Origin of the sequence: Pedobacter albus, assembly GCF_036324255.1 — a bacterium.
Classification (GTDB): Bacteria; Bacteroidota; Bacteroidia; order Sphingobacteriales; family Sphingobacteriaceae; genus Pedobacter; species Pedobacter albus.
In genome coordinates, this window is sequence record NZ_JAZDQT010000003.1 from 13,897 (window position 1) to 28,263 (window position 14,367).

The following is a 14,367-nucleotide window of genomic DNA, read 5'->3' on the forward strand; positions in this document are numbered from 1 at the left end:
AGGGGTAACTCTCGACGAACGCCTGTAATTTTTCGACCAACTGGCATCAAATTTTTCGACGAAATGGCAAATGCCGAAGCAAACTCGCGAAGAAATTGTCAGCGAAATGTCTTTAATAATCAGTTGATTAGCTTAACAACCTTTTAAATAATTACCACCTTAGAAACCTAAGAAGACGAAGATTAAGCGTTTTGTCGCCATAAAGAATCGTAAAAGGTCAAGATGCCTAGCTAAAGAATTTCTTGGAAGAATTGGGCCAAGGCAAAGCCTCTAGAGCCTAGCAAAAATGAACTTCTATGCCTTATATGGTCAATTAACGAAGTTGGAAGCGTTTTTGGATTTGAAAAAAGAAAAGCCCAAATTTATCGAAACCAACAATCCCTTTGGCATGTCAAATTTCAAGCGTCGCGATTTTTTAAAGCTATCCAGCCTGTCGGCTTTGCCCTTGCTGGCTTCGGCAGCCCCTTTTCAGGCAATGGCCTCAACCCCGCAACAGTTTTCGAAGGATTCGGAAGCAGTTTATTTTATCAACGACGGCATTTTTTATCGGCCGGAAGATTTGATAGCCAAACTACAGGAAATCAATAGCACCAATCCCATCGAAAGAGATAGCTATGCTGAAGGCGGCACGATAGACAAGCTGCTAAAGAAATTTATAGCCATTACCGGAAAGGAGGCCGCAGTATACTTGCCTACCGGAACCCTAGCCAATCAATTGGCCATTAGCGTGCTTTGTGGCCAAAATACCAAGGCTTTTGTGCAAGAAACCAGTCATGTTTACCGCGATGAGGGCGATGCCGCACAAACCCTTTTCAACAAAAGGCTTATCCCTTTGGCCAAAGAAAAGGCTCATTTTACCCTAGAAGAACTTCAGCAATCCATCGCGTACCATAAGCAGGGCGAATATTTTGTGGGTGGCGTAGGGGCGGTATCGATAGAAACACCGGTAAGAAGATGCGATGGCCAGTTTTTTCCTTTGGAAGAGATCAAACGGATTTCGGCCTATTGCAAGGAACAGGGCTATAAAATGCATTTGGATGGCGCGCGATTGCACATGGCTACAGCCTTTACTAATTCGACGGTCAAGGAATATGCCTCTTATTTTGATACGGTTTACCTCTGCCTCTATAAGTACCTGGGCGCTACCGGAGGCGCGGTTTTGTGTGGTGATAAAGCCCTGATAGACCAAATGCACCACCTCATTAAAATCCATGGTGGCGGTATTTTTACCAACTGGCCAAGCGCGGCCATCGCCTTGCACCATTTAAATACCATCGACGAAGATATGCAGCAAATCAAGGCAAAGGCCAAGGAACTGTTTGTCCAACTTAACAGCCTGAAAGGAATAAAAGTAAACGCGCTGACTAATGGAACCAATCTTTTTAACGTAAGCCTAGATAAGGGAATTGATGCCGAAAAACTAAACAAGCGACTGCGGGCCGAGCACAATATTGTATTTGGGATGCCTAAAGAAGACGGTTTGGTAAAGATCAAAATCAATTTAACCTTGTTGAGGAGAGGTAACCAGTCGATCTTTGAATCGTTTAAGGAAGCTCTTGCATTTGCCAAGGCCTAAAAAGATTAATCGCGGGCCGGGTTAAACCTTATTGTAAAAAATACAGTCACAAAAAAGAAGAAATTCAGAATTAGATTTTACATTTGCACATTATTTAGAATTAAACTTAATAACGATATGAAAGTATTTGCCTCTCTTTGCTTGGCTTTCTTGATGATCGGCGGTCAGCCAGGTAACGAAAGTCCTAAAAAAAACAACCAACAGTTGTATGTTTCGCATTACGAAAATGTATTGGGAACATCGCTCGAATTTAAGATGACCAGTACTTCGGAGGCAGAAGCCGAGAAAGCCGAAACCGCGGCCTTGGCCGAAATCAACCGCCTTTCGGCTATTTTTAGTGCTTATGATGCAAAAAGTGAATTTAGCCAATGGATGAAACAGGATTTGAACAAACCCGTAAAAGTTTCGAAAGAGCTTTTTGACATGTTGAATCTGTTTGCCGACTGGAAATCGCGTACCAATGGCGCGCTTGATGCTTCGGCAGCCGTAGCCGGCAAATTGTGGAGCGACGCTGCCAAAAAGCAACAGTTGCCAAGCAAAGCCGAAATCGGTGCCGCAGTAGTGGCCATGCAACAGGCTCATTATACCCTCGACGCTAAAAATCTAACTGCAACGCGTTTGAACAACGTGCCTTTGGTGATGAATACGTTCGCCAAAAGCTATATCATTAATTTGGCTTGCGATGCCGCCTTGGCCGGCGCCAAAGTAGATGCCGTTGTGGTAAACATTGGTGGCGACTTGGTGATCAAAGGCGATGTAAAAGACCATGTAAACGTAACCAATCCATTGGCTAATGCCGAAAACGATGCGCCTTTGGCTCATTTGCTGGTTAGCAACAGGGCCGTAGCCACCAGTGGCAATTACCGCAGAGGCGAGCAAATTGGTAAGCATTGGTACTCGCATATCGTTGATCCGCGTACCGGCAAACCGGTTGAAGGCGTAATCAGTGCTACGGTTATCGCGCCTAGCGCAACAGATGCCGGCGCTTTGGCAACCGCATTTAACGTATTGTCGCTAAAAGAAAGCGAAGCCTTGGCCAAAACCGTAAAGGATGCCGAGTATCTGATCATTACCAAAGATGGCAAACGCATAGAAAGCGAAGGCTGGGATGCTTTGGTTGATCCAACGGTTAAAGAAAGCAAAACCAATAACCTAGCTCCAGTTACCTTTGGAAAAGACAAACCTTGGGATCCTAACTATGAATTGGCCATCAATTTCGAGTTTAATGCCATCCAAGGCAACAGCCACAGGCCATTTGCGGCGATTTGGGTAGAAAACGAGAAAAAAGAAGCGGTTCGCAACCTGGCTTTGTGGTACAACAAAACCAAATGGGTGCCCGATCTAAAAAACTGGTACCGCATTAACGGCGAAAGCTTTAAAGCCGACAAAGCCAATTTTGCTTCGGTAACCGGCGCAACGCGCAATCCGGGCAAATACACCATTAAATGGGATGGAAAAGACGATAAAGGCAATTACGTTGCCCAAGGCAAATACACCATCATCATCGAAACTTCGAAAGAACACGGAACAGACGAAATCTTGCGTCAAACCTTAGAATTAAAGAAAGCTGCCAAGAAAGCCACGGCAGAAGGCAATGTTGAAATCTCAAACGTAACTTTTGACTTCTACAAAAAATAATCCAACGCCAAGGGTGCTGACTTCCAAGAAGGCAACAGCCCAAAAATCAGGAAAAAGTGCAAAAAAGGATGTAGCCAAGCTTTCACGCTGGCTGCATATCTACCTTTCGATGGCCAGTTTTGCCATCGTGCTTTTCTTTGCCGTAACCGGCCTAACGCTGAACCACCCGAGCTGGCTTGGTGGCGATAAGCAAATTGAAAGCAAACTGAAAGGCACGCTGAATGCGAAATGGGTAAACAATCCTGATACCAACAAGGTTGCCAAACTCGAAATTGTAGAGTGGATGCGCAGCAAACACCAGGTAAAAGGTGCAGTAAGCGAATTCAGGATCGACGATTCGGAAGTAACGGTGACGTTTAAGGGCCCGGCTTATTCGGCCGATGCCTTTATTGACCGTGAAAAAGGCACTTACGAGCTTTCTGAAATCAAGATGGGCATTGTAGCCATCATGAACGATTTGCACAAGGGCCGCGACTCGGGAAAGGGTTGGGGTTGGGTAATCGATATTTCGGCGATTTTTTTAACGCTTGTTTCGCTAACTGGCCTGATCTTGATGCTGTTCTTGAAAAAGAAAAGAGTTTCTGGCCTGGTTTCGGCCATTATTGGCTTGTTGCTGTGCTACCTGCTTTATGTTTGGCTGGTGCCTTAGGGGCTAGTCTTGAAGTCGGCAGTCTTTAGTTCATAGTCCATAGTTGATAGTCAAGATGGACAGATGCCTCTTGGCGTTGGAACGACAAACATGTTGGCGGTTTTCAGTTGGCAGTTTTCGGTTGGCAGTTAACAATTGACTAATAAGCTAACAAGCCATGGAATCCGGACTATAGACTTCGCAATGCGAGATACTCATCCTCTTTGGCCGTCATTAATGTTTTGGCGGCTTTTGTTTTGTCTTTATAGCCCAAAAGATGTAGAGTTCCGTGGATCATCACGCGGCAAAGCTCGTCGACTACATTGGCATTAAAAGCCGATGCGTTTTCGCGGATTCGTTCCAAACTGATGAAGATATCGCCGGCAATCGTTTTTAAGGCCCCTGAGTTGTCGAAAGTAATCACGTCGGTATAATCGTCGTGTTGGAGGTAATCTTGGTTTATACGCAGCAAATACGCGTCAGAACACAAAATAAAATTGAGCTCCTCCAGTTGGTAGCCTTCAGCCACAATGGCGGCTTCGATCCATTGCCTAATCAGGGTCTTCTGTTTAAGGGTATAAGTGATGTCTTCAGTAAAGAAATTGATTTTTGCCATTTGCTTTTGTCTTGATGTTCGTCATGGCGGATATAGGCGGGTTTGCAAAGTAATCGCTCCACGCATTTCTGGATCGCACTGACGATAATTATTTCGGCGAATTTAGCAATTTAAAATATTCCGCAATCTTGTTTTTGTAGTAGTAGTTCAGGCTTGGAGGCAATTTTTGGATCAGCTCGGTTTCGCTTTGCTGCTGCTTTTTGAACTTGTCCATCATTTGCTTGTACGATGGCGGAAAATCCTTGCCGGCATTGCTTTCGCGTTTCGAATCCTCATCCTGTTCGCGTTGCGCTTTCTGGGCATCGAGCAGTTTAACCGTCAGGTTCTTCTGCCTGTTCATGGTTTCTTCGGTGATTTGCTTGTTCACCAAATCCGATTCGGTCTTTTTCATGTCCTGCACCATTTGGTTCAGATCGCCCATACTGCCCTTGCCATCTTTGTTCTCGTCTTTGTTTATTTTTTGCAGGGCCTCCCTAATCATTTGTTGTTGTTGGGCCATGCGTGCATATTCTTCGCTTTGTTGACCTTTGGGCACAGTACCCATGTTGCCTTCGCGTTTCATTTTTTCGCGGGCATTCTGCATTCTTTTGTTCAGCTCGTCTTGCATTTGCTGCAGCTGTTGCATGCTTTGCTTGCTTTTGCCACCAGACTTGCCGTTCTTTTTGGCGTTTTGCAACTGATCTAGGGCTTCGTTAAGCATCAAGGCCAGGTTGTTGAGCGAGGTCATGGCAAACTGTTGCGAGCGATTGGCTTCGGGCGTGCGCCTATCGCCCAAATATTCGAGGGCCTTGCCCATGTTGAAGTTGATTTTGTCTACCTCGGCATTCACCACGCTTTCAATCTGCGGTACGCGCTTGCTAAGCGAGTGCAAACTGTCGGCAATGGTTTTCATGTTGTCTTTAATGGTATTCTGTTGCTGTACATTGGTGGTGTACGAAGGATCGTTGCTGTTCATCCGCCTTAAGGCCAGCATCACTTTTTCCTGCTCAAAAGAAGTGTTCAACAGGTTTTCCAATAGCTTGCGCAATTCTTGTGCATTCACTTTCGATTCCTGTTCTTGGCCCTGTTGCTGGTCATCCTTCATTTGCTGGGCCAGTTGCTGCATTTGTTCGGCTGCCTGTTTCTGGTTGTCGGAAGCTTTTTGGCGGTCGTTTTTGTCTAGTTGCTCTTTGCTGTCTTGTTGTTTCTGCTCAATCTGTTTGGTTTCCTTTTCGGGATTTTTAAAGTTGTTGGGCTTGTCGAGCTGCTCGTTTTTGGCCGCCAGGTCTTTCAATTCTTTTTGCAGGTCTTTAAAATCCTTGTTCAGCTGGTCCTGTTTGTCTTTAACATCACTGAGCGAACTGTTTTTATCCTTGCTTTGCTGGCTCAAATCCTTTTGGTCTTTGGCCATTTCGTTTAGGCGGTCTATTTTGTTTTGCAAATTCTGCTCAAATTCCAGTTGCTTGTAAAGTTCTAAAATGCGGTCGAGTTCGTTTTTGAGGGTTTTGTTGTCCATTTGCATTTTCGACAGCTCGTCGCGGGTCAGGTCCTTGTTGTTCATTTCCATGAGCTGCTGCAGTTTTTGCAACAGTTCTTTGGTTTTTTCGTCGAGCACGTTGTTGAAAAGGTTGTCAATCTGCTTTTGTTTTTCCTTCAGCTCCTCGTTCAGCGCATTGTTTTCCTGTTTTTCGAAAGTGTTTTTCTGGTTCTGCTGTTTAATGTCCTTTACGGCTTCTTCCAGTTGTTTTTGCTTGTCGAGCAATTGTTCGATCTGCTTTTTGTCTTCAAAAGAAAGCTGCTTTTTATCGAGCAGGTTCTGGCTCAGTTTTTTGCTGTCTTTTTCGATGGTATTGGCCAGTTTAATGGTCGATTCCATTTTTTGCTTGAGCGTTTCGCTGCCTTTGGCCAGTTTTTCGGCCAGTTGCTGCTGGGTAGGCACCTGGTAGGTTTTGATTTCCGATTTGGAAACCTTTGCCCCGTTTATGCCATCGTTGTCGGCCACCTCAAAATAGTATTCGATAAGCTGGCCCGGCTTGGTGCTGATGTTGTTCAAATTCCACAGGTAGAAAAAGGCATTTTCAGTTTGGTTGTTTTTAATGGTGATGGGCTTGCTCTGCTCGCTTAGGGTTTTGCCGTTTTCCTTGATGCTGTATTTGAATTTAAGTGACGAAAAGCCATAATCGTCGGCAATGTTGCCCGAAAAATAAAGCGCCTTGCTGCTCAGCGAATCGGGAGTTTCGACAACCGAAATGCTGGGAAACTGATCGGCAATAACATTGATTTGGTGACTGAGCGAATCGCTGTTGCTCACAAAGGCATTTTTGGGCACTACGCGGTAAGTGCTGTTTTTGCGGATAACCGAGGTAAAACTGGCGGTATTATCGTTTACCTTGAGGTTAAAGGCCTGGTTTTGCAGCATAAAAGAAAGCTCGTCGCTGTTTTCGGTATGCAGCTGCCAAACCACTTTGGTGCCTTCGGGAATGAGCATATCGCCTACATTGTTCAGGTTTTCGTTTTTGCGTTGCAGATAGGCCGGATATACCAGTTGGGCACTCATGTTGAGCAAGGACGGACGAGGCCTCACTTCGATAACGAAAGTAGCCGAGTTAAAGCCGCCACCAAAAAAGCGCAAAGATTTGTTTTGCTGCAGGTTTTTAAAGGTGTAGTTGAAATGGCTGATGTTTTCTTTTTCCAGCTTATAGGTGTTGGGCCCGTCTTCGAGGTAAACATCTTGCGGAAATTCGTCGCCTTTAAGTTCGAGCTGGACCTTAAAATCGTCGCCCTGCGTGGCGGTCAGACTTTTATTGGCCACTACAAAATCGAAAGGCGCTTTGGGCAAAATTTCCTGGTTGTAGCGGATAAAGCTATTGGTGCCTTCGCGCAATACGGCCGGCGCAATGAGGCCGATGGTCAGGATTATGCCCAAGGGAACCAGGATGTATTTGATGTGCTTTTTGTTCTCGCCCAGGTTAATGGCGCTGGCAAAGGGAATAGGCCTGAGGTTGTTTATCTTCTGGTCAATTCCGGCTAAAATCAGTTGGCTTTGCTGTGGCGAAGTATCGGCGAGGGCCTTGAGCTGCAAAGTGTTGAGCAGGCGGTCTTTTACGTTAAAAAAGTGGTTGCCAATCAGGCTGGCGGCTTGTTCCAAACTTAGGGTTTTGCCTAGTTTCAGGTACGCCAATGCCGGTTTTACAATCCAAAAACCAATCACGGCCAAGGCAATGAGCACAAAAGAAAAGAAGAGTGCGGTTTTGGCGCCAACGCCAGGATGGGCATAGTAAACCAGCACAAACAGCGCGAGGTAAAGCCCCAAAATGCTGGCCGCTGCATAAATGCTTCCACGCAAAAGCTGATTGAGGTAAAACTTGCGCGTAAACTCATTAATCTTGTCGATGAGAAGATCGTAGCTGCTGCCCATATCGTTGTTAACGAAAATTAAGGTAAAAATGTGTGCTAGTTGGCCAATAATTGCCCTAATTTAATAGTTTTAAAATTGACAGGGATAAGTTAACAAAAAATCAATACAATTTTGGTCTCAAAGCCCTACTTTTAGTCGATTAAACTACACCAATGAAACAATTTACAACTGTAATTTTGCTGAGCGCCATGATTTCAACACAGGCCATAGCCCAAAAGGCCATCACCAGCTGGAACAAGAACCAGGTTATTGCCCATCGTGGCGCCTGGAAGAAGAACGGCCTGCCCGAAAACTCCATTGCTTCGCTCAAAGAAGCCATCCGGATCCAATGCTTTGGCTCCGAGTTTGATGTGCACATGACTTTGGATAGCGTAATGGTGGTCAACCACGATGCGACTTTTTTGGGTATGCCGATTTCAAAATCGACCTATGCACAATTGCTGAGTAAGAAACTTTCGAACGGCGAGTCGATTCCTACTTTGGAAAGCTACCTCAAAGCAGGGATGACCCAAAAGAAAACCAAGCTTATTTTAGAGATCAAGCCCCAAAATATGGGCAAGGAACGCGATCTGTTTCTAACCGAAAGCGCCCTGCAGCTCATTAAAAAACTAAAAGCCGAGGCCTGGGTAGAGTACATCAGCTTTGGTTACGATATCTGCACCTACATTATCCAGCACATGCCAAACGCCAAAGTTGCCTATTTGGCAGGCGAAGTTGCCCCAGAAAAACTAAAGGCAGATGGCTTTGCCGGTTCTGATTACCACTATTCGGTTTTTCAGAAAAACAACTGGTTCGAGCCGTCTAAAAAACTCGGACTGACCATCAATGCCTGGACGGTAAATACAGTTCCCGAAATGGAATGGTTGTTGGCCAACGAGGTGGATTACATCACCACCAACGAACCCGAATTATTGTTCGAAACCATAAAAAAAACACCGGTAGCCAAAGGCTGGAAATTAAAGTGGGCCGATGAGTTTAACGGAAAAGGACTGCCCGATTCGCATAATTGGGGTTATGATGTGGGTGGCACCGGCTGGGGCAATAACGAAAAGCAGTTTTATACCAAGGCCGATACCTTGAACGCCAACGTAGAAAAAGGCTCGCTGAACATTACCGCCCGCAAAGCCGACAAGGAGCAAATGAAGTTTACTTCGGCAAGGTTGGTGAGCAAAAACAAATTCGATGTGAAATACGGTCGTGTAGAAGTTCGCGCCATCTTGCCCAAAGGCAGGGGGATTTGGCCGGCCATTTGGATGTTGCCTACCGATTGGAAATATGGAAACTGGCCAAAAAGTGGCGAAATTGATATCATGGAGCACGTGGGTTACGCACCCGATACCGTGCACGGAACGGTACATACCGAAGCCTTTAACCACGTAAAAGGCACTCAGGTGGGCAAAGCTTTAAAAGTGAACGATATTTATACCCAGTACCATGTTTATGCCATTGAGTGGTTTGCCGACCGTATCGATTTCTTTATCGATGATCAGAAATACCTGACTTTTAAAAACAGCGGCAAAGGTATGGCCGATTGGCCTTTTGACCAGCAGTTCCACGTATTGCTCAATGTAGCGGTAGGTGGCAACTGGGGCGGTGCCAAGGGAATAGACGAATCTATTTTTCCGGCAAGCATGAAAATAGATTATGTAAGGGTTTATCAGCAATAAAGAAAACCCCAAGCAATAAAAAAGCCCCGACATTTGCCGGGGCTTTTTTGGTAAAATATGATAATAATTAGATTACTTTCACATTAACGGCGTTTAAGCCTTTTCTACCGTTTTCAACGTCGTATTGAACTTTGTCGTTTTCACGAATTTCGTCGATAAGGCCTGTTGAATGTACAAAGATTTCGCTATCGCCATTTGCAGGGATAATGAAGCCGAAACCTTTAGTTACATTGAAAAATTTTACTGTTCCTTCTTGCATTGTATTGTAATTAAATGAGCTGCAAGGTACAGTTAAAAATCAACAAAACAAATGTTTGAGCAATATGGTCAAAAAATAGAACAGATTATTTCGCCAGTTTGCCCACCAGGTTCAGGGTAATTTCGCTAGAATGGGGTATGCCTAGCGTAGTGCCGGGGCTTATCTGGTAAAGATTGCGTACATACACATCCAAAATGCCCTGGATCAGTCGCTTTCTTGGTTCAAGATCCTCTTTCATTACGCCTTCTACGCGGTTAACGGTTAATTTGCCTTTGGTGTCGACCACTACCGAGAAACGATAGGCAAAGGCTTTATACGACTTCTCGATAACCAAACGGTACTCCGGATAAAGGTAATCGTAAGATAGGGTTCTGTTGTTGAGCGGGTCTACATTGCTTATTTTTTCAACCGTTACAAAAGGTCCTTTGGGCTTAAAGCTCACCGGTTGTCGGGCGGCAAATGCGGTTTCAGGGTTGGCGGGATCTTTGGCGGCCTTTTCGGCTAATGATTTAATAAAAAGCGTATCGGCCTTGGTGGGGCGCTGCAGTTCGCCAACGGTAGTATGCAGCTTGTTTTCGATATAATCGCGGGTATAATAGGTGCAGAAAACGTCAGAGCGCTCATCATCGTCGCCGGCAATTATGCGTCCGTCAACCTGTAGGCGTTGCAAAATCAGGCTGTCTTTGGTAATGGTAATGGCCCTGAAAAATTCTCGGGCAAAGTTGTAGACTTGGCCGTGGTCGAATTGTAGGTAAAAAGCTTCCATGCCTTGTTTTTCGGGGCTGTAGGCCAACATGGTGTCGGGTGCCTTAAACTGGATAATCCAGGTGGGCTCTTGCTGAAAGCCGATTTTGTTAAAGGAAAGGCCGTTTTTAAAGCGTCGTTTTACTTCGTAGAACCGGATGCCGTTTACATCGCTGAAGCCGAGTTCTTCGGTTTGCTGTCCGGATTTCGAACCAGCCGTAGCTTGCTTTTTCGAATCAGAATTGCAGGCCAACAAAAACAGGGAACAAACAAAAGCGGGAACTAAAAGGTATTTCGACTTCATTTTAAAGGGCACCAAATTGTGGGAACAAATATATCATAGTTTTGGGAAAGCATTTCCCGACTAACGGAAAAAACACTTGCATAGCTTTCGAAATTCCACAAGTGTCGCGCTAGGTAAGAATTTTATTTTCTGGGTTTGAGCATAATCACATTGGCTACTTTTCTTTCGCCCTCGTGGTCCCACTTTTTATTATCGGATGGGAAATTTACAATGCCATTTCCGGGCATATCGGCCAACCATAATGTAGTGGAGCCACCACCATCGAGGTTGATGGCACTGGTACAGCCCAGCCATTTCATGACTTTGGTCAGCTCGAACAGGCTCATTCCGGCCGAATTCTCGTGGCGGCCATCTACGGTAAGCAACAGCACGGTACCGTCGGGCTTAAGGCCAATGGCACTTCTAGGATGGCGCAAACGATTAAAGGCTGCGGTGTCTAAACTTTCGTCAATTTGGTTAAATCGCAAAAGTGGGCCACTGAGCATCACGTCGTTTTCAGTTAGTTTCTCTTCCCAGTTGGCCGTTCCGTCCCATTTTTTTAAGCTGAGCTTGCCGTTTGCGATCACCATCGCGGCTTGTTGGTGGCGGGCTCTTTTATTGCCTTTTTCCAAGCGGTTTGGGTTAATCACCTGTCCGTTAACTTTGATGAAATCAACAGAACCACCATTTTTTACATCGAAAAAAGTACCGTTAATGGCGGCAATGGCTTGGTTGGCTTTTCCAAATGTGGGCGTGGTTTTAAGCTCCTGGGCCTCGTAGCCAAGCGCAAAAACCGGTGCTCTTTTGCTGTTTTTTACTTCGATAAACGAAAGTTGCTCATTGGCCTGAAACAGACTGTTTTGCGTAAAATGGAAGGTATAGAGCTTGGTTTTGGGCGCAATGCGCTGTTTTTGCCATTTGGCTTTAACAAGGGTCAGCGAATCGGCGTTTTGGGCCGAAGCGACATAACCACCGACCACAAAGGCTAGGGAAAATAGGAACGATTTAAGCATGGTACTAAAATAAAAAAGCCCCGAAACTTTCGGGGCTTAGCTTGTATTATTTTTTCGGATCTAAAATATCGTTAATTCTAACGGCTAGATCTTCGTAGTGTGCCTTGATGTTGGCATCACCAGCAACGCCACGGGCTTTTGCGGTAGCCAATAAGGTTTTAAGCTCGGCTCTAACCAATGGTCTGATATCGGTTACCGAAACGTTTACCGGGGTAAAGGTAAAGCCTGGAGGCAAGCCTTGCGGTGCAGGGGCATCAACCATTAAGCTTCCCAAACGATCGATATAGCCTCTTTGCAAGTTGCGTTTAAAGGCATCAGGTCGGCCGGCGGCGAAAATAGTGCCACGCAAATCGGTAAACAACTCAGGAATAGTATAAGCGGTAGCGCCGTTTTTGGCTTCGTTATCCAACATGCGCAACAACCTCGACGAAGTGAAGATGTTGTTGATGGTTGAAGTTTGTACGCCTTTGATGCGGGTTAGCATAGCGCCATTATCGAATTTGTTCAATTGCTCGCTGTTGATCAACCATAACGGCGTGGTGAACAATTGTTGGTTTAAGAAAGTAATGGCTTCTTTTTGCTTGGCTTTGTCTAGGTATTTGTAAACGGCACCAGCTTGATCGTAGGTTTTGAAGTTTTCGTACAAGCCACCTACATTGTAAGTAACATGGCCCATGTAGCGGTTAAACTGGCCTACAATTTCGCCATAAATTTCGCTCAGGTTGCTAAAGTCCTTGCCTTTTTCGAAAGTCCATTTTTCTACGTTAGGCAAAATGCGTTTCAGGTTGGCAATACCATAGCCACTGGCTTTCATGGCATTGTCGCCTAAGTCTTCGCTCTGGTCGCGTGGATCGTAGGCATTGCCTTGGCGACCATAAAAATACATCGGGTTGCCTGCTTTTTCCTTGGTCCATACATCCAATTTATCTTTTTCCTGTTGTGCGGTTAGGTTGCCCGGAAACCAGGTGTAACCCCATTTAACGGCCCATTTATCGTATTCGCCGATGCCTGGATACATTCTTACCACGCCATCGCCAGGTTGTGCCACGTAGTTGAAACGGGCATAGTCCATGATAGAAGGTGCTGTAGCATATTTATCGGTAAAGGCTTTTGAGCGCAACGAATCAACTGGGTAAGCATAGCTAGAGCCAAAGTTGTGTGGCAAGCCCAAAGTATGGCCAATTTCGTGCGAAGAAACGAAACGGATCAATTCGCCCATTTGCGCATCGCTGAATTTGGCTTTGCGGGCTTCTGGGTTAATCGCAGCGGTTTGTACAAAGAACCAGTTTCTCAACAAGCTCATTACGTTGTGGTACCAGCCGATGTGCGTTTCTAGAATTTGTCCGGTACGTGGATCTGAAACGTGCGGACCGTAGGCATTCTGAATGTCGGATGCGAAATAACGCACTACCGAATAACGCGAATCGTCTACGCTAAATTCAGGATCTTGCTGAGGCGTTGGAGCTTCCTTGCCAATAATGGCGTTTTTAAAGCCAGCCGCTTCAAAAGCTTTTTGCCAGTCGTTGATACCTGCAATCAGGTATGGCACCCATTTTTTAGGGGTGGCCGGATCGATGTAGATCACAATCGGCTTAACCGGTTCAACCAATTCGCCGCGTTTGTAGGCAACGGTATCTTTAGGCACCAAATTCCAACGGTGGATATAAACGGTACGCTCAGATTTTTGAGCATCGGTACCGAAATCAATCTGCGACTGACCAAAGAAACCCACACGGGCATCCATAAAACGAGGCTTAACCGGTGTTTTTGGTAATAATAACATCGAAGTGTTGAATTCGAAAGTAACGGCACCAATGCTGTTATCAATTGGCGATTCGGCCGAGCGATAGGTTTTAGCGGTTCCCACTTCAATGTTCAATGGATAGGTTTTGATGGTGTCGATATAAGAACGGGTATTGTCGTAAACCGTTGTTTTGTAGGCTTTTCTCAAGGCATCGCTGGCACCAATAGCCAAAATATCGCCATTGTAGAAATCGGTTACGTCAATAACTACGCCTGTGGTGTCTTTATTGTAGGCTTTGATATCGAAAGAAGCCAAGATGGTAGAAAGGTTCGAATTCTTAACAGATTGATACATATCTGTGTTTTCTTCGGCTCTTACGGCATAGCTCGGTACACGGATAAAAATCTGTTTGCCACGACGTTCCCACTGCCAAACTTGTTCGTTTAACTGCTCGCCGCCATATTGTTGGTTGCCAACTTTAACGCCAGAAGGCACTTTGGCCAAACGGGTTACCACCAGCATTTCGCGGTTTAAAATCGAATCGGGGATTTCAAAATACCATTTATCGTCTAAACGGTGCGTTTTGAATAGGCCGCTTTTGGTTTTGGCCTTAGCGGTAATAACCTCGGCAAAAGGCTTGATGCCCTCTTTTTTAGGGGCCGCCGGAGGCGTTGCTGCCGCTGGAGCTGCGGTAGTTGGAGGTGTAGTGGTTTTCTTTTGTTGTGCAAAACTGGCTGTGCTGCCCAATGCGCATAAAAAAAACAAACTAGCTGCCGCTAATAAGTTTTGGTTTTTGATCATG

The 14,367-nt window shown here is 45.4% G+C and carries 10 protein-coding genes; 4 read left to right on the forward strand and 6 right to left on the reverse strand.

All coding sequences use genetic code 11. The features are described from left to right. Positions 1-388 precede the first annotated feature (388 nt). The 3 genes from VRU48_RS15125 (at position 389) to VRU48_RS15135 (ending at position 3,863) form a co-directional block, all read left to right on the forward strand. The gene (locus VRU48_RS15125; protein WP_330108763.1) at positions 389-1,576 is read left to right on the forward strand and encodes a threonine aldolase family protein; all 1,188 of its coding nucleotides are present in this window, start codon (positions 389-391) and stop codon (positions 1,574-1,576) included. A gap of 117 nt (positions 1,577-1,693) precedes the next feature. Continuing rightward, on the forward strand, positions 1,694-3,214 hold the full coding sequence (locus VRU48_RS15130; protein ID WP_330108764.1) for a DUF2271 domain-containing protein: 1,521 nt from the start codon (positions 1,694-1,696) through the stop codon (positions 3,212-3,214). Beyond that, positions 3,195-3,863 (forward strand): PepSY-associated TM helix domain-containing protein, encoded by a 669-nt coding sequence (locus VRU48_RS15135; RefSeq protein WP_330108765.1) that lies wholly within the window; start codon positions 3,195-3,197, stop codon positions 3,861-3,863. Before VRU48_RS15130 ends, VRU48_RS15135 begins: the two co-directional genes overlap by 20 nt. Before the next feature lie 169 nt (positions 3,864-4,032). On the opposite strand, the gene ybeY is transcribed toward VRU48_RS15135, so the two are convergent. After that, positions 4,033-4,458, reverse strand: a complete 426-nt coding sequence (gene ybeY / locus VRU48_RS15140) for an rRNA maturation RNase YbeY (RefSeq protein WP_330108766.1) — start codon at positions 4,456-4,458, stop codon at positions 4,033-4,035. Between the two features lie 88 nt (positions 4,459-4,546). Beyond that, positions 4,547-7,855, reverse strand: coding sequence for a hypothetical protein (locus tag VRU48_RS15145; RefSeq protein ID WP_330108767.1), 3,309 nt, complete (start codon positions 7,853-7,855; stop codon positions 4,547-4,549). A 152-nt stretch (positions 7,856-8,007) separates the two neighbouring features. Between VRU48_RS15145 and VRU48_RS15150 the strand changes: the two genes are divergently transcribed. Further along, on the forward strand, positions 8,008-9,522 hold the full coding sequence (locus tag VRU48_RS15150) for a family 16 glycosylhydrolase (RefSeq protein WP_330108768.1): 1,515 nt from the start codon (positions 8,008-8,010) through the stop codon (positions 9,520-9,522). A 67-nt stretch (positions 9,523-9,589) separates the two neighbouring features. Here the strand turns inward: VRU48_RS15150 and VRU48_RS15155 are convergent, their stop codons facing one another. From VRU48_RS15155 to VRU48_RS15170, 4 genes are all read right to left on the reverse strand, one after another. Continuing rightward, positions 9,590-9,781, reverse strand: coding sequence for a cold-shock protein (locus tag VRU48_RS15155; protein WP_199137337.1), 192 nt, complete (start codon positions 9,779-9,781; stop codon positions 9,590-9,592). 85 nt (positions 9,782-9,866) lie between these two features. After that, entirely contained in the window at positions 9,867-10,829 is a 963-nt protein-coding gene (locus VRU48_RS15160; protein ID WP_330108769.1) for a hypothetical protein, read from the reverse strand. A gap of 122 nt (positions 10,830-10,951) precedes the next feature. After that, complete coding sequence (locus VRU48_RS15165; protein WP_330108770.1) at positions 10,952-11,821, reverse strand: phosphodiester glycosidase family protein; 870 nt, start codon at positions 11,819-11,821, stop codon at positions 10,952-10,954. A 46-nt stretch (positions 11,822-11,867) separates the two neighbouring features. Continuing rightward, on the reverse strand, positions 11,868-14,366 hold the full coding sequence (locus VRU48_RS15170) for a zinc-dependent metalloprotease (RefSeq protein ID WP_330108771.1): 2,499 nt from the start codon (positions 14,364-14,366) through the stop codon (positions 11,868-11,870). Between the last annotated feature and the right edge of the window lies 1 nt (position 14,367).

Bases quoted from the DNA above. Each gene is read 5' to 3' on its own strand.
- VRU48_RS15165 (WP_330108770.1), bottom strand. From the start codon at position 11,821: ATGCTTAAATCGTTCCTATTTTCCCTAGCCTTTGTGGTCGGTGGTTAT.
- VRU48_RS15150 (WP_330108768.1), top strand. From the start codon at position 8,008: ATGAAACAATTTACAACTGTAATTTTGCTGAGCGCCATGATTTCAACA.
- VRU48_RS15170 (WP_330108771.1), bottom strand. From the start codon at position 14,366: ATGATCAAAAACCAAAACTTATTAGCGGCAGCTAGTTTGTTTTTTTTA.
- VRU48_RS15125 (WP_330108763.1), top strand. From the start codon at position 389: ATGTCAAATTTCAAGCGTCGCGATTTTTTAAAGCTATCCAGCCTGTCG.
- VRU48_RS15130 (WP_330108764.1), top strand. From the start codon at position 1,694: ATGAAAGTATTTGCCTCTCTTTGCTTGGCTTTCTTGATGATCGGCGGT.
- VRU48_RS15160 (WP_330108769.1), bottom strand. From the start codon at position 10,829: ATGAAGTCGAAATACCTTTTAGTTCCCGCTTTTGTTTGTTCCCTGTTT.
- VRU48_RS15155 (WP_199137337.1), bottom strand. From the start codon at position 9,781: ATGCAAGAAGGAACAGTAAAATTTTTCAATGTAACTAAAGGTTTCGGC.
- VRU48_RS15145 (WP_330108767.1), bottom strand. From the start codon at position 7,855: ATGGGCAGCAGCTACGATCTTCTCATCGACAAGATTAATGAGTTTACG.
- ybeY (WP_330108766.1), bottom strand. From the start codon at position 4,458: ATGGCAAAAATCAATTTCTTTACTGAAGACATCACTTATACCCTTAAA.